The organism is Saccharopolyspora sp. NPDC047091 (assembly GCF_040643635.1).
Taxonomy (GTDB): domain Bacteria; phylum Actinomycetota; class Actinomycetes; order Mycobacteriales; family Pseudonocardiaceae; genus Saccharopolyspora_C.
In genome coordinates, this window is record NZ_JBEYUS010000016.1 from 1 (window position 1) to 17,295 (window position 17,295).

Consider the following 17,295-nt stretch of genomic DNA (forward strand, 5'->3'; position numbering starts at 1 on the left):
TCCGGATAGATGTCGATCTTCTTGGTCGTTGATCCATCTACCGGAGACCTCACTGCGTTCCACCAGCGGGCCCCAGGTTCCTAAACAGCTCCTAGACCGGGTCCAGGCGCGCCCGGAGCAGGCAGAACTCGTTGCCCTCCGGATCGGCGAGGCAGTACCAGGGTTCCGCGCCGGTCTGCCCGACGTCCACCGGCCGGGCGCCCGCCGCCAGCAGCCGGTCCAGCTCCGCGTCCGCGTCGCGGTCGGTGGCGTTCACGTCGAGGTGCAGCGGCAGCTTCCCGCTCCGCGGATCGGTGGACGGGCTGAGCACGATCGTCGGCTGCGGTCCGCCGAACCCGGTGCGCGGGCCGATCTCGATGCCGTCGTCCTGCCGGTCCAGCACCACGAAGTCCAGCACCTCGCACCAGAACCGGGCCAGCGCCTCCGGATCCCGGCAATCGAGCACGAGTTCGCCGATGCAGCACGCCATCCGGCACCTGCTCTCCACGAGGCCGCCGGGCCGGCGGCACCGCGGTGACGGTATCCGCCCCGCGCGGGGGCGTCGACCGATTTTCCGGCGGCACCACGGTTGGTCCATTGTGGACCACGTCGGCGAACCGGCGTCCCGCTCGGCCGATCGGCAGGACCGGTCAGCTGCGGCGCGGGGTGAGGTCGGTGAGGACCTGGTGGGTCCGGTTGGCGCGCACCGACATCCGCTGTTCGCGGGCGGTCACGTCGATGTAGGTCTGGCTGGAGTTGATCGACGCGTGGCCGAGCAGCTTCGCGATCTCCGCCGCGTTCGCCCCGTCCTCGGCCAGCCGCGTCGCGAAGGTGTGCCGCAGCGCGTGCACCATCGCGCCGCGCTGCACCCGGTCCGAGATCCCGGCCGCGCGCAACGACTGGCGCACCAGGTACTGCAGCCCGCCGCGGCGCAGCGGCTCCCCGCGGTGGTCCACGAACAGCGGTTCCGCACCGGGCAGCCGATCGCCGAACCGCACCCGCCGCGAGCTCAGGTAGGCGCCGACCACGTCGTCCAGCGCTCCCTCGATGGGGATGGACCGGTTCTTGCCGCCCTTGCCGCGCACGTGCAGCCGCCGGTCGCCGGGCCGCCCGGCCAGCGAGGCCACCGTGAGGTCCAGCAGCTCCGCCGAGCGCACCCCCGTGCACAGCAGCACCGCCAGCACCGCGAGATCGCGCTCCGGCCACGGGTTCCGCGCCCGGCGCCCGCCTTCGGCGACCAGCCGCAGCAGCCGTTCCGGGGTGTCCTCGCCCTGCAGCGGTTTCGGCGTGGCCGGGGAGCTGCGCGGCTTCGGCACCACCTGCATCGGGTTGCCGCCGACGGCGCCCTCCACCACGAGGAAGCCGAAGAACCCGTTCCAGGTGGACCACGCCCGCGTCACCGAGGACGCCGAGCGGGCCGCGGCGTGCCGGGCGAAAGCGGAGCGCAGCTCGGTGGCGGTCACCTCGGCCACCGGGAGCTCCGCGACGCGGGTGCCGGTGATCTCCGCCAGCGCCGCGCCCACCGAGCCCAGGTCCAGCCGGTAGGCGCGCAGCGAGTTCGCGGCGAGCTTCCTGGCCTGGAGGTGTTCCAGGTAGACCTCGACCCAGCGCGCCACCGAACCTCCGGTCGCCTCCCGCACCACCGCACCTCCAGCTCCACGAATGATCATCCACCCCCGATGGAACCAGACACCACCGACGATCTCGCGGCGGCGCCGCGGGCGGGCGTCAGCGGCCGTCGGTCAGCGTGAACTCGGCGCGGGCGCGGACCTCCCCGTTGACCTGGAGCTCCAGGGCGTGCCCGCCCGGGTGGTAGCGGCGGGTGGTGATCTCGCGGAACGAGTGGCGCTTGGCCAGCTCCCAGGTGCCGCCCGGTTCGAGGGTCCTGGTGGTGAGCTTGAAGGTCTTGGCGGTCCGCCCGCCGTTCGCCTTCCGGTGGTGCACCAGGTAGTCGACGGCGAGCGCGACCGGTTCGGCGCCGGTGTTGACCAGGGTGCTGCGGAACTCCAGCGCCCCACCGATCGCGACGAGGTCCGCGCCCAGCGCCAGCGCCTCCACCCGCACCTGCGGCGCGGGGGAGTAGCCGAGCAGGGCCAGCGCCCCCGGGTGCCCCTTCTTGACCAGGGTTCGCAGCCCGTGCCGCACCACCCGCGAGGTGTGCTCGCCCGGCTCGGCGAGCCAGCGCGCTGCGGTGTCCACGACGAGCGCCGGGTGGTCCCGGCTGAGGTCGTTGAGGTGGTTGGCCGCGGACCGGCGCACGTACTCGCTGGTGTCGCCGTGCAGCGCGTCGATGATCGGCACCGTGGCGCCCGGTTCGGCCAGCAGCGCCCGCACCCGCTTCGCCCACGGCAGGTAGGGCCTGGTGCCTTCGGACGCGAGCCGCCGCACGTGCTCGTCCGGAGCGCGCGTCCACTCCTCGATCCGCGGCAGCGCGCGGTGCAGGTCGTGCTCCAGCAGCCCCCGGAGCGCGAATTCGGAGCTCAGCAGCGGGGTCAGCTCGGCCAGCGAGTCCAACGCCGCGTCGAACGCCCCGCCGGTGCCGTCGGCGACCGCGCGGGAGACCACGGCTTCGGTCACCGGCCAGACCAGCCAGCCGGTGAACTCGGGGAACTCGCGCGCCGCCCGCACCGCGTCCAGCAGGGCGGCGAGATCACCGGGCACGTCCGCCAGCAGCGCGTCCCGCAGCAGGTCGCAGCGCTGCCGGAGACCCAGCGGGCCCAGCCGGGCCGCGGCGGCCCGCACCGCGCCCGCTCGGTCGAACACCCGCGCCAGGTCCCGTGCCACGTCGGGACCCACCAGTTCGTCGGCGAACGGCATCGTTTCGCTCCTGCCCGGCCCCGCGGCCGCTCGTCTTCCGTCGGGGAACTCCTACCAGCCGCCGCCGACACACCCGGATGCCACGTTTAATCCGGGCCGGTTCGGCCGATCATGTGCGGTGTGGAGCAACAGGGGGAACCCGGTGTGCCGCGCGGACTGCGGATCGCGGGGGCGGTGAGCTGGCGGCTGCTCGCGATCGCGGGCGTGCTGGTGGTGCTGGCGCGCATCGTGTCCGCGCTCGCCGAGCTCGTGATCGCGCTCGGCGTGGCGCTGCTGCTGGCCGCGCTGCTGGCACCGCTGGTCGGCAAGCTCACCCGGTGGGGCGTGCCGCGCACCGCCGCGACCGTGCTGGCGCTGCTGCTCGGGCTGGTGGTGGTGGGCGGCGTGCTCACCCTCGTGATCATCACCGTGATCAACGGGCTGCCCGGGTTGCAGGCGCAGGCGGCGCAGACCGTGGAGGGCATCCACCACTGGTTGCGCACCGGACCGCTGGCGCTGAGCCAGGGGCAGCTGGACGGCTGGGTGCAGCGCATCACCGACTACCTGCGCACCAGCCAGAGCGGGCTCACCGCGGGGGCGCTGAGCACCGCGACCACCGTGCTCAGCGTCGGCAGCGGGCTGCTGCTGGCGCTGTTCACGCTGATCTTCTTCCTGCGCGACGGCACCCGGATCTGGCGGTTCGTGCTGCGCGCGCTGGTTCCCGGGCGCGTCCGGGACCGGGTCGACGTGGCCGGGCAGCACGCGTTCCGCTCGCTGGTCGCCTACGTGCGGGCGAGCGCGGCCGTGGCGCTGATGGACGCGGTGGGCATCGGCGTCGGCTGCGCGCTCGTCGGGGTGCCGCTGTCGGCGGCGCTGGCCGCGCTGGTGTTCCTCGGCGCGTTCGTGCCCTACGTAGGCGCGATGATCACCGGCTCGATCGCGGTGCTGATGGCGCTGGTCACGACCGGCCCGCTGCCCGCGATCATCGTGCTGGCGGTGGTCGTCGGGGTGATGCAGCTGGAGGGGCACGTGCTGCAGCCGCTGATCCTCGGGCACGCGGTGCGGCTGCACCCGCTGGCGATCGTCCTCGGTGTCACCGCCGGCTTCCTCGGTGCGGGAGTGGCGGGCGCGGTGTTCTCGGTGCCGGTCATCGCGCTGCTCAACGCCGGTGTCCGCGCGCTCGCCGCACCGCCCGCGGACCTGGAACCGCAGCCCGAACCCGGCGCGGAGGCCGAATCCGACCCCTCGCCCGGGGCCGGACCGGAGTCCGCCGACGACGCGGAGAAACCGGGTTAGCGCCGCGCCCGGCGTGCGATCACCGGGGGCCGCGCACCTACAGTCGGGTGACGGCACCGGACCGGCCGGTGCGAGACCGAGAGGACGGCGAGCGGGTGCGCAAGGTGAAGGACCTGACCGGTCCCGGTGTCACGGACCGGTTCGGCATCGGCGGCACCGACCTGGGGGTGATGGCGCAGGCACCGGACGGCCGGATCGTGTCGGTGTTCGGCGACACCTTCGAACGCGCCGGCGTCGGCGGTCCCGGCTGGCGCTCCCCGGTGGTCCTGTTCGCCGACCCGGACACCGCCACCGAGGGCATCGGCTGGACCGGTTCCATCGGACCCGACTCCTACGCGGGGCAGGCGCTCGCGTACCGGCACGACTCGGTGATCCAGGGTCGGCGGGTCAGCACCGTCATCCCCACCGACCTGATCACCGTCGGGGACGTGATGTACCTGCACGTCATGGTGTGCGAGGGGATCGGCAACGTGCACTGGACCGAGGTGCACGCCTCCACCGACAACGGCGAGACCTGGCAGCACACCGGCGCCACCTGGCCCGGCGACCTGCACGGCGGGCTGTTCCAGATGCTGACCTGGGGCCTCGGCGACGACGGCTACGCGTACGCGTTCACCACCGGGTTCCGCCGCGACCAGGGGCTGCTGCTGCACCGGGTGCCCGCCGACCGGATCACCGACCCGGGCGCCTGGGAGGGCTGGGGGTTCCGCGACGGCCGGTGGGCGTGGGGCAACCCGCCGACGATCGCGCTCACCGGTGCCTACGGCGAGCTGTGCCTGCGCCCCGTCGGCGGCCGGTGGCTGCTGTCGCTGTTCAACGCGGGCGACTACCGGATCGACGTGCTGAACCTGGACGTGCCCACCGCGAACCTGTACGAGGCACCGCGCGCGACCGCCGTGCACGGCTCGTCCTGGCCCGGCGAGGACCACTCCCGCGGGCAGGTCGCGCAGCTCTACGGCGGCTACATCGTGCCCGGTTCCACCCTCGACGACCTGCACCTCGTGGTGAGCCAGTGGAACACCGAGCGGAACTGGCCGTACAAGGCGATGCAGTTCGCCGGGAGCGCCCCGCGGAGCTGACCGCGCCCGCCGCTACCGTGGCCGCATGGACAGCATCGGAGAGCTCCGGTCCCGGCTCCGCGGCTTCGCCGAAGCGCGGGCCTGGGGCCGGTTCCACACCCCGAAGAACCTCGCGATGGCGCTCAGCGGTGAGGCGGGGGAGCTGATCGCCGAACTCCAGTGGCTGGACGACACCGCCGTCGCCGACGGCCTCGCGAACGGCGAGCTGACCGGCAGGCTCGCCGACGAGGCCGCCGACGTGCTGCTGTACCTCGTGCAGTTCGCCGAGGCCACCGGCATCGACCTCGTCCAGGCCGCGCACGACAAGATCGACCGCAACGAGTCCCGCTACCCGCCCCACCTCGCCCACGGCAACGCCACCAAGAGCACCGAGCTGTAGCGCGCCACCCGCAGCCCCCGATGACCAGGTGAGTGGCCCACCCGACCGGCCACACCGGGCGAGCGGCCCACTCACCTGGCGGGCCACCGCAGGTGAGTGGCCCACCGGACCAGTCTGGTCGGGCGGGTGGGGCACTCACCTGGTGGGAAGTTGTAGGTGAGTGGGCCATTGGACCAGTGGCGTTGGGCGGGTGGCCCACTCACCTGGTGGGGCGTTGTAGGTGGGTGGCCCGTTGGACCAGTCTCGTTGGGCGGGTGGGGCACTCACCTGGTGGGGAGTGCTGGAGCGGCGGTCGGCGGAGCCCGGTGCCCGTGGAGTCGGTCGGGTGGTGCGGTTGCACACTGCTGGGATGGCGGAGTCGTCGCAGCTGCTGCTGGTGCTGGACCTGATCGGAACGTTCGCGTTCGGCCTCAACGGGGCGCTCACCGCGGTGCGGGCCGTGCGGCTGGACCTGGTCGGGGTGCTGACGCTGGGGATGATGACCGCGCTGGGCGGCGGGATCCTGCGCGACGTGCTCATCCAGTCGCTGCCGCCCGCCACGTTCAGCGACCTCGCCTACCTGGGGGCGGCCGCGGCGGGCGCGCTGGTGGCGTTCTTCCTGAGCCTGCCGCTGGAGCGGTTCACCGTGCTCATCGTGGTGTTCGACGCGGTCGGGCTGAGCGTGTTCTGCGTGACCGGGGCGACGAAGGCGCTGGAGTTCGGGCTCGGCGGCGTGCAGGCCGTGCTGCTCGGCGGGCTCACCGCCGTCGGCGGCGGCACGCTGCGCGACGTGATGCTGCGGAAGGTGCCGACCGTGCTGGTCAGCGACCTGTACGCGGTGCCCGCGCTGGTCGGTGCCGGGATCGCGGTGGGCGCCGTGCAGCTCGAACTGGGGCCGCTGGTGGTGGCCGGGGTCGCCGCGCCGGTGTGCTTCGCGACCCGGATGCTCGGCGTCGTGTTCGAGCTGAACGTGCCCACCGCGCCCGGTCGCGGCCCCCGCGAGCAGGACGGTTGACCGGGCGCGACGAGTTCCCGGCAGGCCGTCGGCTCCGCCCGGCGAACGACCCTCCCGCTGCGCACAATCCAGGGGAGCCCGACAGCGCCGAGCGAGGAGCCGCCATGACCGCCGACCCCGTCTCGTCCGTGCTCGCGGGAGCCGAGGACGCCACGAGCTGGCAGGAGGACTTCTACCGGGACCTGCACCAGCACCCCGAGTTGTCCCACCAGGAGCACCGCACCGCGGAGAAGGTCGCCGGGCGCCTCCGCGAGCAGGGCTACGAGCTGCACACCGGGGTCGGCGGCACCGGCGTCGTCGGGGTGCTGCGCAACGGGTCCGGGCCGGTGGTGCTGCTGCGCGCCGACATGGACGCGCTGCCGGTGCGGGAGACGACCGGCCTGCCCTACGCCAGCACCGCCACCACCGGCGAGGACGGCGACGGCTCGCCCGTCATGCACGCATGCGGGCACGACGTGCACGTGACCTGCCTGCTCGGCGCCGCGCAACTGCTCGCCGCGGGCACCGGGCACTGGAGCGGCACCGTGCTCGCCGTGTTCCAGCCCGCCGAAGAGGCCGGGGACGGCGCGCAGGGCATGGTCGACGACGGGCTGGCGGACCTGGTGCCGAAACCGGACGTCGCCCTCGGCCAGCACGTGATGCCGTACCCGGCGGGCACCGTCGGCACGCACCCCGGACCCACGTTCGCCGCCGCCGACAGCATGCGCATCACCGTGCACGGCCGCGGCGGGCACGGCTCGATGCCGCAGGCCACCGTCGACCCGGTGGTGCTCGCCGCGCACGTCGTGGTGCGGCTGCAGACCGTCGTGTCCCGCGAGGTCGCCCCCACCGAGCCGGTGGTGCTCACCGTCGGCAGCATCCTCGCCGGGACGAAGAGCAACGTCATCCCGGACCGGGCGACGATCGAGCTGAACCTGCGCACCTACGACGAGCAGACCCGCACCCAGGTCCTCGACGCGGTGGAGCGCATCGTCCGCGCCGAGTGCCAGGCCTCGAACTCGCCGCACGAGCCCGAGTTCGAGACGTTCGCCCGGTTCTCCCTCACCGACAACGACCCCGACACCACCGATCGCGTCACCTCGGCGCTCACCGGCCACTTCGGCGCCGACCGGGTGGTGGACGTCGGGCGGGTCACCGCCAGCGAGGACTTCGGCGACCTGCCCGCCGCGTGGGGGATCCCGTACTCGTACTGGACGTTCGGCGGCACCGACCCGGACCGCTACGAGCGGGCGCGGCGGGAGGGCCGCGTCGCGCAGGACGTCCCGGTCAACCACTCCGGCACCTTCGCCCCGGTCCCGCAGCCGACGCTGCGCACCGGGACCGGGGCGCTCGTCGCCGCCGCGCTCGCCTGGCTGGCCTGAGATGGGCGTCCCCGGCTACGTCTGGATCCTGACGATCGTCGTGATCGTCGGGCTGCTGCTGTTCGACTACGTCTTCCACGTCCGCAAACCGCACACCCCGGGTTTGCGGGAGGCAGCGGTGTGGTCGGCGCTCTACGTCGGCATCGCGATCGTGTTCGGGCTGCTCGTGCTGGTCTTCGGCGGGGCCACGATGGGCGCCGAGTACTTCGCGGGGTACGTCACCGAGAAGGCGCTGTCGGTGGACAACCTGTTCGTCTTCCTGATCATCATCTCCAGCTTCCAGGTGCCGCACGCCGACCAGCAGAAGGTGCTGCTGTTCGGCATCGTGTTCTCGCTGTTCGCCCGCACCGGGTTCATCTTCATCGGCGCCGCCCTGATCAACAGCCTGGCGTGGGTGTTCTACCTGTTCGGGCTCGTCCTGCTGATCACCGCCGGGAACCTGCTGCGGCCCTCCGAATCGGAGGACCGCACCGCCGACAACGTGATCATCCGGCTGGCGAAGCGGTTCTTCCACACCAGCGACGACTACGACGGCGACAAGCTGTTCACGCACGTCGACGGCAAGCGGATGCTCACCCCGATGCTGCTGGTGATGGTGTCCATCGGCGGCACCGACCTGCTGTTCGCGCTGGACTCCATCCCGGCGATCTTCGGGCTCACCCAGAACGTGTACCTGGTGGTCACGGCCACCGCGTTCTCGCTGCTGGGGTTGCGGCAGCTGTACTTCCTCATCGACGGGCTGCTGGACCGGCTGATCTACCTGTCCTACGGGCTGGCGTTCATCCTCGGGTTCATCGGCGTCAAGCTGGTGCTGCACGCGCTGCACGAGAACAACGTGCCGTTCATCAACGACGGCGATCCGGTGCACATCGTGGAGATCAGCACCGGGCTGTCCCTCGGCGTGATCATCGGGGTGCTGGTGATCACCGTGCTGGCCTCGCTGCTGAGCGCGCGCGGCCGGGCGAAGAACACCGTCGCCGGGGCCCGCAGGCACGCCGAGCAGTACCTCGACGAGGGCTACGAGACCGATCCGGCGATCCGGCAGCGCACCTACGAGAAGCTGCTCGACGAGGAGCGGCAGCTGGACGCGCTGCCCGCCAAGTTCCGGGCGGAGATCCACGACGAACCCGGGCTGCGCGACCTGCTGCGCCGCGCCCACGCCAAGCACCGCGAAGCCGTGGGCGAGCAGCGGGGACGGGACCGCACCGGTGAGGACCCGTCCGGTGCGGGCTGATCCGGCCGCTCGTCACGGTCGGAACGCGCTGGGCGCCGAACCCGTCTCCCGTTTCACCATCGTGGTGAACGCCGCCGGGTTCCCGTAGCCCAGCTCCGCCGCCACCGACGTGACCGTCCGGCCTGTGGCCAGCGAGCGCACCGCGTGCAGCGCGCAGGCCCGCTGCCGCCACGCGTGGAAGCTCAGCCCGGTCTGCGCCGGGAACAACCGGCTGAAGGTGCGCTCCCCGACGTGCAGCTCCGCCGCCCACCGCGCCCCCGGATCGTGCACGTCCGGCGCCGTCGCGAACCGCTCGCACAACCGCCGCAGGCCCGGGTGGCGCGGCAGCGGCAGGTCGAACGGCAGCGGCGCCAGCGACCGGATCTCGTGCAGCACCAGCTCGATCAGCGCGCCGTCCCGCCCCGCCGGGTCGTACTCGGGTGCCACGTCCACCGCGGCCAGCAGCAGCTCGCGCAGCAGCGGTGACACCTCCACGACCCGGCACCGGTCCGGGAACCACGGCACCGCCCGCGGCTCCAGGTAGAGGCTGCGGGTCGTCACGCCGTCCATCAGCACCTGGTGATCGGTCCCGGCGGGCACCAGCACCGCGCGGTGCGCGGGCACCGTCCAGTCACCGTCGGCGGTCTCCACCCGCATCACCCCGGTCGCGCCGTACAGCAGCTGCGCCCGGCGGTGGCGGTGCCGCGGCAGCAGGTGGCCCGGCGGGTAGTCGGTGCCGATCGCCAGCACCGGCCGGTCCAGGTCCTCCAGCTCCGCGATCGGGACGTTGCGCACCCCGCGAGGATATGCCCGGTTCGGCGGGTGCTCGAAAGGACGTGGCCGGATGACGAATGCGCGCCGGCTCGTGCGGCGCCTAGCGTGCCCGGAGTGCTGACCTCCTTCCTCGTGCTGTGCTGCTTCGGCTGCCTGACCGGCGTCACCACGGTCCTGTTCGGCTTCGGCGGCGGGTTCGTGACCGTGCCCGTGGTGTTCGGGTTCGTCGCCGCCACCTCCGGAGCCGATGCGATGCACGTGGCGGTGGCGACCTCGACCGCGGTGATGATCGTGAACTCGTTGTCGGCGACGGTGGCGCAAGCGCGCGCCGGGCGGCTGCGCCGCGAGTACCTGTGGCCGCTGGTGCTGTTCATCGCGGTGGGCGCGGTGCTCGGGTCGCTGCTGGCCGGGCTGGTGCCGGACGGGGTGCTGCACCTGCTGTTCGTGGCGTACCTGGCGATCACCATCGTCGACGGGGTGTTCCGCAGCGGCTTCCTCGGATCCCGGGACCGGGCCGCGCGGCCGCGCCCGCTCGGCCGCGCCACCGCGACCGCGGGCGGCACCGGGATCGGCGCGGTCGCCGCGCTCCTCGGCGTCGGCGGCAGCGTGCTCACCGTCCCCCTGCTGCGGCGCCGGGGATTCCCGATGGCGGACGCGGCGGCGATGGCGAACCCGCTGAGCGTGCCGATCGCGCTGGCCGGCACCGCCGTGTACGCGTTCGGCTCTCCGGCGGTCGCCGTGGCCGGGCGGATCGGGTTCGTCGACCTGCTGTCCGCGGCGGCGCTGCTGTGCGGATCGCTGCCCGCGATCGCGATCACCAAGCGGGTGGCGGGGCGCATCCCGGACCGGGTGCACGCGGTGGCGTACCTGGTGCTGCTCGTGGTGGTGCTGATCTCGATGCTGATCACCGGCGCCTGACGGCGGACCGCGAAGGTGGGTCGGGGATTCCTAGGGTCGGCGGACCTCCGAGGTTTCCGCGCGATGGCCGCAGAGTCGTGGCACGGCCGCGATGCGCGCGGCCGCCGAACCACCGGAGGAAACCGTGTCCGCACCGCTGACCCTCGACGAGTCCACGCCGCGCCCGCACCCCGACTTCCTGGCAGGCCCGCACGGGCTGTTCATCGCGGGGGAGTGGCGGCAGGCCGGTGCGGGGACGTCGTTCCCGACCGTCGATCCGGCCACCGAGCGGGAGCTCGCCGACCTGGCCCTCGCCGACGCCGGTGACGTGGACGCCGCCGTCGCCGCCGCGCGCGCCGCGTTCGAGGACCCGTCCTGGTCCGCGATCAGCCCGCAGCGCCGCGGGGACGTGCTGCTGCGCATCGCCGACGTGGTGCGGGAGCACCGCGAGGAGCTCGCCACCCTCGACTCGCTGGACATGGGCGCCCCGCTGGCGCTGACCCGCGGCATGGTCGACCACGTCGTCGAGGTGTTCCGGCACTACGCGGGCTGGCCCACCAAGCTCTACGGCCAGGTCGGCCCGACCGACCCGTCGCGGCTGCACTACGTGCTGCGCCAGCCGGTCGGCGTGGTCGGCGCGATCGTCGCCTGGAACGGGCCGCTGCTGCAGGCCGCGTGGAAGCTGGCGCCCGCGCTGGCGACCGGCAACACCGTGGTGCTCAAGCCCGCCGAGCAGAGCTCGCTCAGCGCGCTGCGGCTCGCCGCGCTGCTGGCCGCGGAACTGCCCGCCGGGGTGGTCAACGTGATCACCGGTCCCGGCGAGGTCACCGGGCAGGCGCTGATCTCGCACCCCGGCGTCGACAAGATCAGCTTCACCGGGTCGGGCCAGGTGGGCAAGCACATCGTGCGCACCTCGGCGGATTCGCTGGCGCGCGTCACCCTGGAGCTCGGCGGGAAATCGCCCGCGATCGTGTTCGCCGACGCCGACCTGGCGGCCGCCGCCGCGCAGGCGGCGCTGGGCTTCTGCGCGGGCAGCGGGCAGGCGTGCGTCGCGGGCAGCCGCATCTTCGTGCAGGAGCCCGTCCGCGAGCGGTTCGCCGAGCTGCTGACCGCCGAGCTCGCGCGCATCCCGATCGGCGACCCGTTCCACCCGCGGTCGCTGATGGGTCCGCTGGCCTTCCGCGGGCACTACGAGCGCGTCACCTCCTACCTGGACCTCGCCCGGCAGGAAGGCGCCACCATCGCCGCCGGCGGCGCGGGCATCGGCGGGCTGTACGTGCCGCCGACGCTGCTCACCGACGTCACCGCCGACATGCGGGTCGCGCGGGAGGAGATCTTCGGGCCCGTCGCCGCGCTGCAGTCGTTCACCGACGAGGACGAGGTGGTGCGGGCGGGCAACGACACCACCTACGGGCTGTCCGCCTCGGTGTGGACCCGCGACGTCGGCACCGCCCACCGCGTCGCCGGACGGTTGCGCGCGGGCACGGTGTGGCTCAACTCGGGGCACGAGATGAGCAGCGGGACCGTGCCCTTCGGCGGGTTCAAGCAGTCCGGGCTCGGTCGCGAGCACGGCACCGACGTCCTCGACGCCTACACCGAGGCGAAGACGGTGATGCTGGGCCTGTGAGCGGCGTCCGGCATGGCGGCGTTCACCGGTTCGGCGGCACCGGAACCCACCACCGGGGGACCGGTCGATCACCGACTGACCGGACGGTTAAGAATGGGTCCCGGCCGGCGCGCCCCGCGCCGCGCCGGGACCGCCGCGCCGATCCCGGACGGCGGCAGGCCGTGCGCGCTGCCGGCAACTGACGACGCCGGGGCACCGCCTCGGTCCTGGGAGCGGAGGAACGTCATGAGCACACCAGCTGTCCCCGGCAAGGTCGCCGTCATCGGCGGCGGCCGGATGGGGTCGGGCATCGCGCAGACCTTCGCCATCGCGGGCGCCGACGTGTCCGTCGCGGAGAGCGGTGCCGACGCCGCCGCCACGGCGGCCGACCGGATCGAGCGCAGCGTGCAGCGGGCCGCCGAACGCGGCAGGCTCGCCGAGGACGCCGCCGACCTGCTCGCCAGGCTGCGGGTGCTGCCCGCCGTCGCCGACCTGCCCGGGGACGTCGAGCTGGTCGTCGAAGCGGTCCCCGAACAGCTCGAACTCAAGATCGCGGTGCTCACCGGCGCGGAACGCGTGCTGGGCCCCGATGCCGTGCTGGCCAGCAACACCAGCTCGCTGCCGATCGCCGAGCTGTCCGCCGCGCTGCGCGAACCGAGCCGCTTCCTCGGGATGCACTTCTTCAACCCGGTGCCCGCCTCGCAGCTCGTCGAGCTCGTCGCCGGCCCCGACACCTCCGAGGCCGTGCTCGGCGGTGCCCGCGACTGGGTGCACGGCCTCGGCAAGACCGAAGTGCTCGTGCGGGACTCGCCGGGCTTCGCCACCAGCCGCCTCGGCGTGCTGCTCGGCCTGGAAGCGATCCGGATGCTGGAAGAAGGCGTCGCCGACGCCGAATCCGTGGACACCGCGATGCAGCTCGGCTACCGGCACCCGATGGGACCGCTGCGCTCCACCGACCTCGTCGGCCTCGACGTGCGCCTCGCCATCGCCGAACACCTGCACGCCACCCTCGGGGAACGGTTCGCACCGCCGCAACTGCTGCGGGACAAGGTGGAACGAGGCGAACTCGGGCGCAAGACCGGACGTGGTTTCTTCGACTGGTGAACGGGTTCGCCGGGGTGGTGCGGCGCGGCGCCCTCGTCGCGCGAGCGTTGTCGGCGGGTCCGCCACCGGAGAATTCGCCCTCCTCGCGAGGAAGCGCTGCGAACCCGCGGGTGATCCCGTCGCGCCGGCGGTCGTCGGCTCATCGGCGCCGCCGCTGACCGGAACCACGACCAGGGGGCCGTCGCGGGGCTCGGCGGCTCCTCCATCTGTGGGGAGCGTCAGCGGATCACCTGATCCACCGCGTTCTCCGCCGGCGCGGTTTTTCCCGTGGTGGTAGGGGAATCGGCTGGGGCCGGATCGCCGTGGTCGGCCGGATCCGGGGCCGCGGCGAGGGTCGCGGCGCCGGTGGGGTCGGCGAGGACCGCCCGCGCGCGCTCCACGTCCAGCGCACCGTCCCACTTCGCGATCACCAGCGTCGCGACCGCGTTGCCGTAGAAGTTCACCAGCGCCCGGCACTCCGACATGAACTTGTCGATTCCGAAGATCAGCATGATGCCTGCCGCGGGCACCGTTCCGATGGTCGACAACGTGGCGGTGAGCGCGATGAACCCGCCGCCCGCCACCCCGGCCGCGCCCTTCGAGGTGAGCAGCATGACCGCCAGCAGGCCCAGCTGCTGCCCGAGGCTCAGCGGCGTGTCGGTGGCCTGCGCGATGTACAGCGCCGCCAGCGACAGGTAGATCGCCGCGCCGTCCAGGTTGAAGCTGTACCCGGTCGGCACCACCAGGCCCACCGTCGCGCGGTCCGCGCCCAGCGCCGTCAGCTTCCGCATCAGCCCCGGCAGCGCCGGTTCCGCGGTGGACGTGCCGAGCACCAGCAGGAACTCCTCCTTGAAGTACCGGAACAACCGGAACACGTTCAACCGCACGTAGCCGGCCAGCACCCCGCCGAGCACCACCACCACGAAGAACAGCGAAGTCCCGTAGAACAGGGCGATCAGCGTGCCCAGGCTGCTCAACGTGGACACCCCGAACGCGCCGACCGCGTAGGCCATCGCGCCGAACGCACCCAGCGGCGCGGCCTTCATCACGAAGCCGAGGACCTTGAACACGACCTCGGTCAGCCGGTTCACCCCGGCGATGATCGGCTCGCCGACCGGCCCGACCGCTTTGACGGCGATGCCGAACAGCACGGCCAGGAAGATGATCTGCAGGATGTCGCCGTCGACGAACGCGCCGAAGAAGCTCTCCGGGACCAGGTGGGTGAACAGCTCCCACCAGTGCTGCCCCGCGCCGTCGGCGATGTACTGCTGGGCGTCGCCGTTCGCGTGCAGCGACTCGGGCCGCGCGTGCACGCCCGCGCCGAGCCGGGTGACGTTGATGGCGACCAGCCCGATCACCAGTGCGGCGATCGTGCCCAGCTGGAAGTAGGTGAGCGCTTTCAACCCGGTGATGCCGACCTTCTTCAGGTCCGCGACGTTGGCGATGCCGCCGATGATGGTGAGGAACACGATCGGCCCGATCAGCATCTTCATCGCCGCGATGAACGTGGTGCCGATCGGCTGCATCGCCTCGCCGAGCTCGGGACGCCACCACCCGAGGAGCACGCCCACGACGATCGCGATCAGCACGTGCACGTACAACTGCCGATACCAGGGCTTCGGGGCGGGCTGCGGTGCGGTATGCGTCATTGCATCCTCCTGCACGTAGGTGGGGTGGCGGTCCGGGTCAGTCGCGGGGGAGTTCCTCGGCGATGCGCGCGCCGAGGCGTTCCAGCAGCGGTTCGGCGTCGCGCATGCAGCGCGCCGGGTCGGGATCGAGGTCGGTGAGCGCGAACGCCGCGGCGAACCCGGCCGCCGACAAGTCCGAAGTGGACAGTTGATTTCGGCCTGCGGCGGCGACGATCGGGACACCGGCGTCGCGGGCGGCGCGCGCCACCCCGGCCGGTGCCTTGCCGCGCAACGTCTGCCGGTCCAGCGCGCCCTCGCCGGTGACGACGAGGTCCGCTCCGGCGAGCCGGTCGGCGAGGCCCGTCAGGTCGAGCACCAGCTCGATGCCCGCGGCCCGCCGCCCGCCCAGCGCCAGCAGCGCGAACCCGGCGCCACCGGCGGCTCCGGCGCCGGGCGAGTCCGCGACCGCGCGCCCGGTCGTCACCGCCAGCTCCCGGGCCCACTCCCGCAGGTCCCGGTCGAGTTCGGCGACCAGCGCGGCGTCCGCGCCCTTCTGCGGCCCGTAGACCGCGGCCGCGCCGTGCGGCCCGCACAGCGGGTTGTCCACGTCGCAGGCCACCACCAGCCGCGTCGCGTCCGGTCCGCGCAGCCGGGGGTGCAGCCCGGCGAGCTCCGCCGTCCGGGGGAGCTCGGGGTCCCGTCCGGTGAGCGCGGCCAGCAGCCCGGCGCCGCCATCGGTGCTCGCGCTGCCGCCGAGGGCCACCACCACCTCGCGGTGCCCCGCGTCCAGCGCGGCCGCGATCACCTGCCCGGTGCCGCAGGTCGACGCCGCCACCGCGGTCTCCCGGGACGGCGGTCCCGGGAGCCTGCCCAGGCCGGACGCGTCCGCCGACTCGACGACCGCGGTGCCGGCGCGGTGCGCGAAACCGGTGATCACCTCGCCGCCGACCGGGCCGCGCACCCGCACCGGCACCCGCTCGAAACCGGCCGCCTCGAACGCGGCCAAGGTGCCCTCGCCGCCGTCGGCGACCGGATGCTCCAGCACCTCCGGGCGGCTGCGGTGCCCGCGCAGCCCGCGGGCGAGGGCGGCGGTGGCGGTGGCCGCGTCGAGCGAACCCTTGAACGAATCGAGCGCGACCAGCACCCGCCCCATGAATCCTCCTCGACCCGGCCGGAACGTGGGAACCACCGTGGCCCGGCCGCCGTCGCGGCGTCCAAGAGTAAGTTGCTACCCGAGTCATAGGTTCACCGAATGAATGCCGCGCACGCTGCGACGACGCCCGCTGGGAGGCCGACCGCGATGGATACCAGGCAGCTGGAGTACTTCCTCGCCGTCGTCGACCACGACGGGTTCGGCCGCGCCGCCCAGGCGCTGCACCTGGCGCAGCCGTCGCTGTCGCAGGCCATCGCCGGGCTCGAACGCGAACTCGGCGTGCGGCTGTTCCACCGGGTCGGGCGCGGTGTGGTGATCAGCAACGCGGGCAGCGAGCTGGTCGGGCCCGCGCGGCAGGTGCTCCGGGACCTGCGGGCGGCGCGGGCCACCGTGGACTCGGTGAAGGGCGTGCTGCGCGGACGGGTGGAGCTGGCCACGATGCCCTCGCCCGGCATCGAACCGCTCGGCGCGCTCACCGCCGAGTTCGCCCGCCGCCACCCCGGCGTCGTCGTCGGCGCCGACGCCGCGTTCACCTCCGACGAAGTGGTGCAGCTGCTCAAGCAGGGCGCCTGCGAACTCGGCCTGGTCGGCGCGCCCGAACCACCCCGCGCGCCCGGCATCGACGTGCTCCCGCTGGAGGAGCAGGGTTTCGTGCTCGTCGGCGCCCCGGAACACGAGTTCCCCGCGGGCGAGCCGGTGCGGCCCGCGGACCTCGCCGACGTGCGGGTGATCGCCTCCCCGCCGGGCAGCCTGATGCGCGGCATCGTCGACGACGCGCTCGCCGCAGGCGTCCCGGTGCGGATCGCCGCGGAAGTCGCGCACCGCACCTCGATCCTGCCGCTGGTGCTGCAGGGCGTGGGCCTCGCCGTGCTGCCCGCCGCGTGGGTGCCGCTGGCCCGGCGCTCCGGGCTGCGCCTCGCCCGCATCGAGCACCCGGCCCGGCTGCACGTGGCGCTGCTGAGCCGCGCCGCGCCGCTCACCCCCATCGCCGAAGCGTTCCGCGCGGTCGCCGGTGCGCACCGGGCCGTGGACTACCTGTCTTGAACAGCGGGGATAG

At 73.3% G+C, this 17,295-nt stretch carries 16 protein-coding genes; 10 read left to right on the forward strand and 6 right to left on the reverse strand.

Annotated elements, in window-relative coordinates; all coding sequences use genetic code 11:
- Positions 1 to 91: 91 nt before the first annotated feature.
- The 3 genes from ABZ805_RS10050 to ABZ805_RS10060 form a co-directional block, all read right to left on the reverse strand.
- Positions 92 to 469: a VOC family protein gene (locus ABZ805_RS10050; RefSeq protein ID WP_358437129.1), complete on the reverse strand. Its 378-nt coding sequence runs from the start codon at positions 467 to 469 to the stop codon at positions 92 to 94.
- A gap of 160 nt (positions 470 to 629) precedes the next feature.
- Positions 630 to 1,619, reverse strand: a complete 990-nt coding sequence (locus ABZ805_RS10055; RefSeq protein WP_358437131.1) for a tyrosine-type recombinase/integrase — start codon at positions 1,617 to 1,619, stop codon at positions 630 to 632.
- A gap of 88 nt (positions 1,620 to 1,707) precedes the next feature.
- Positions 1,708 to 2,796, reverse strand: coding sequence for a DNA alkylation repair protein (locus ABZ805_RS10060; protein ID WP_358437134.1), 1,089 nt, complete (start codon positions 2,794 to 2,796; stop codon positions 1,708 to 1,710).
- 120 nt (positions 2,797 to 2,916) lie between these two features.
- Here ABZ805_RS10060 and ABZ805_RS10065 point away from each other — a divergent pair, with 120 nt between their 5' ends.
- The 6 genes from ABZ805_RS10065 (at position 2,917) to ABZ805_RS10090 (ending at position 9,118) form a co-directional block, all read left to right on the forward strand.
- On the forward strand, positions 2,917 to 4,071 hold the full coding sequence (locus ABZ805_RS10065; protein WP_358437136.1) for an AI-2E family transporter: 1,155 nt from the start codon (positions 2,917 to 2,919) through the stop codon (positions 4,069 to 4,071).
- Between the two features lie 68 nt (positions 4,072 to 4,139).
- Positions 4,140 to 5,150, forward strand: a complete 1,011-nt coding sequence (locus ABZ805_RS10070) for a DUF4185 domain-containing protein (protein ID WP_358437138.1) — start codon at positions 4,140 to 4,142, stop codon at positions 5,148 to 5,150.
- Positions 5,151 to 5,175: 25 nt separating this feature from the next.
- On the forward strand, positions 5,176 to 5,529 hold the full coding sequence (locus ABZ805_RS10075; protein ID WP_358437141.1) for a nucleotide pyrophosphohydrolase: 354 nt from the start codon (positions 5,176 to 5,178) through the stop codon (positions 5,527 to 5,529).
- 349 nt (positions 5,530 to 5,878) lie between these two features.
- The gene (locus tag ABZ805_RS10080) at positions 5,879 to 6,523 is read left to right on the forward strand and encodes a trimeric intracellular cation channel family protein (RefSeq protein WP_358437144.1); all 645 of its coding nucleotides are present in this window, start codon (positions 5,879 to 5,881) and stop codon (positions 6,521 to 6,523) included.
- Between the two features lie 104 nt (positions 6,524 to 6,627).
- Entirely contained in the window at positions 6,628 to 7,884 is a 1,257-nt protein-coding gene (locus ABZ805_RS10085; protein WP_358437147.1) for an amidohydrolase, read from the forward strand.
- Between the two features lies 1 nt (position 7,885).
- Entirely contained in the window at positions 7,886 to 9,118 is a 1,233-nt protein-coding gene (locus ABZ805_RS10090; RefSeq protein WP_358437149.1) for a TerC family protein, read from the forward strand.
- A 12-nt stretch (positions 9,119 to 9,130) separates the two neighbouring features.
- Here ABZ805_RS10090 and ABZ805_RS10095 read toward each other — a convergent pair whose 3' ends face one another.
- Positions 9,131 to 9,892 (reverse strand): helix-turn-helix transcriptional regulator, encoded by a 762-nt coding sequence (locus tag ABZ805_RS10095; RefSeq protein WP_358437153.1) that lies wholly within the window; start codon positions 9,890 to 9,892, stop codon positions 9,131 to 9,133.
- Positions 9,893 to 9,985: 93 nt separating this feature from the next.
- Here ABZ805_RS10095 and ABZ805_RS10100 point away from each other — a divergent pair, with 93 nt between their 5' ends.
- From ABZ805_RS10100 to ABZ805_RS10110, 3 genes are all read left to right on the forward strand, one after another.
- A complete protein-coding gene (locus ABZ805_RS10100) occupies positions 9,986 to 10,789 on the forward strand; it encodes a sulfite exporter TauE/SafE family protein (RefSeq protein ID WP_358437155.1) in 804 nt (267 codons plus the stop codon).
- A gap of 124 nt (positions 10,790 to 10,913) precedes the next feature.
- A complete protein-coding gene (locus tag ABZ805_RS10105) occupies positions 10,914 to 12,395 on the forward strand; it encodes an aldehyde dehydrogenase family protein (RefSeq protein ID WP_358437158.1) in 1,482 nt (493 codons plus the stop codon).
- A 225-nt stretch (positions 12,396 to 12,620) separates the two neighbouring features.
- Complete coding sequence (locus ABZ805_RS10110; protein ID WP_358437160.1) at positions 12,621 to 13,478, forward strand: 3-hydroxyacyl-CoA dehydrogenase family protein; 858 nt, start codon at positions 12,621 to 12,623, stop codon at positions 13,476 to 13,478.
- A 218-nt stretch (positions 13,479 to 13,696) separates the two neighbouring features.
- On the opposite strand, the gene dctA is transcribed toward ABZ805_RS10110, so the two are convergent.
- Together dctA and ABZ805_RS10120 are read right to left on the reverse strand one after the other, a co-directional pair.
- A complete protein-coding gene (dctA, locus tag ABZ805_RS10115) occupies positions 13,697 to 15,106 on the reverse strand; it encodes a C4-dicarboxylate transporter DctA (RefSeq protein WP_358437162.1) in 1,410 nt (469 codons plus the stop codon).
- Positions 15,107 to 15,143: 37 nt separating this feature from the next.
- Positions 15,144 to 16,238 carry a glycerate kinase gene (locus tag ABZ805_RS10120; RefSeq protein WP_358437165.1) on the reverse strand — a complete coding sequence of 365 codons (1,095 nt, stop codon included), beginning with the start codon at positions 16,236 to 16,238 and terminating at the stop codon, positions 15,144 to 15,146.
- Between the two features lie 147 nt (positions 16,239 to 16,385).
- Here ABZ805_RS10120 and ABZ805_RS10125 point away from each other — a divergent pair, with 147 nt between their 5' ends.
- Positions 16,386 to 17,282 carry a LysR substrate-binding domain-containing protein gene (locus tag ABZ805_RS10125; RefSeq protein ID WP_358437167.1) on the forward strand — a complete coding sequence of 299 codons (897 nt, stop codon included), beginning with the start codon at positions 16,386 to 16,388 and terminating at the stop codon, positions 17,280 to 17,282.
- The last annotated feature ends 13 nt before the right edge of the window (positions 17,283 to 17,295 follow it).

Coding starts and splice junctions, on each gene's coding strand:
- ABZ805_RS10075 (WP_358437141.1), top strand. CDS start 5,176: ATGGACAGCATCGGAGAGCTCCGGTCCCGGCTCCGCGGCTTCGCCGAA.
- ABZ805_RS10060 (WP_358437134.1), bottom strand. CDS start 2,796: ATGCCGTTCGCCGACGAACTGGTGGGTCCCGACGTGGCACGGGACCTG.
- ABZ805_RS10080 (WP_358437144.1), top strand. CDS start 5,879: ATGGCGGAGTCGTCGCAGCTGCTGCTGGTGCTGGACCTGATCGGAACG.
- ABZ805_RS10050 (WP_358437129.1), bottom strand. CDS start 469: ATGGCGTGCTGCATCGGCGAACTCGTGCTCGATTGCCGGGATCCGGAG.
- ABZ805_RS10110 (WP_358437160.1), top strand. CDS start 12,621: ATGAGCACACCAGCTGTCCCCGGCAAGGTCGCCGTCATCGGCGGCGGC.
- ABZ805_RS10125 (WP_358437167.1), top strand. CDS start 16,386: ATGGATACCAGGCAGCTGGAGTACTTCCTCGCCGTCGTCGACCACGAC.
- ABZ805_RS10085 (WP_358437147.1), top strand. CDS start 6,628: ATGACCGCCGACCCCGTCTCGTCCGTGCTCGCGGGAGCCGAGGACGCC.
- dctA (WP_358437162.1), bottom strand. CDS start 15,106: ATGACGCATACCGCACCGCAGCCCGCCCCGAAGCCCTGGTATCGGCAG.
- ABZ805_RS10090 (WP_358437149.1), top strand. CDS start 7,886: ATGGGCGTCCCCGGCTACGTCTGGATCCTGACGATCGTCGTGATCGTC.
- ABZ805_RS10120 (WP_358437165.1), bottom strand. CDS start 16,238: ATGGGGCGGGTGCTGGTCGCGCTCGATTCGTTCAAGGGTTCGCTCGAC.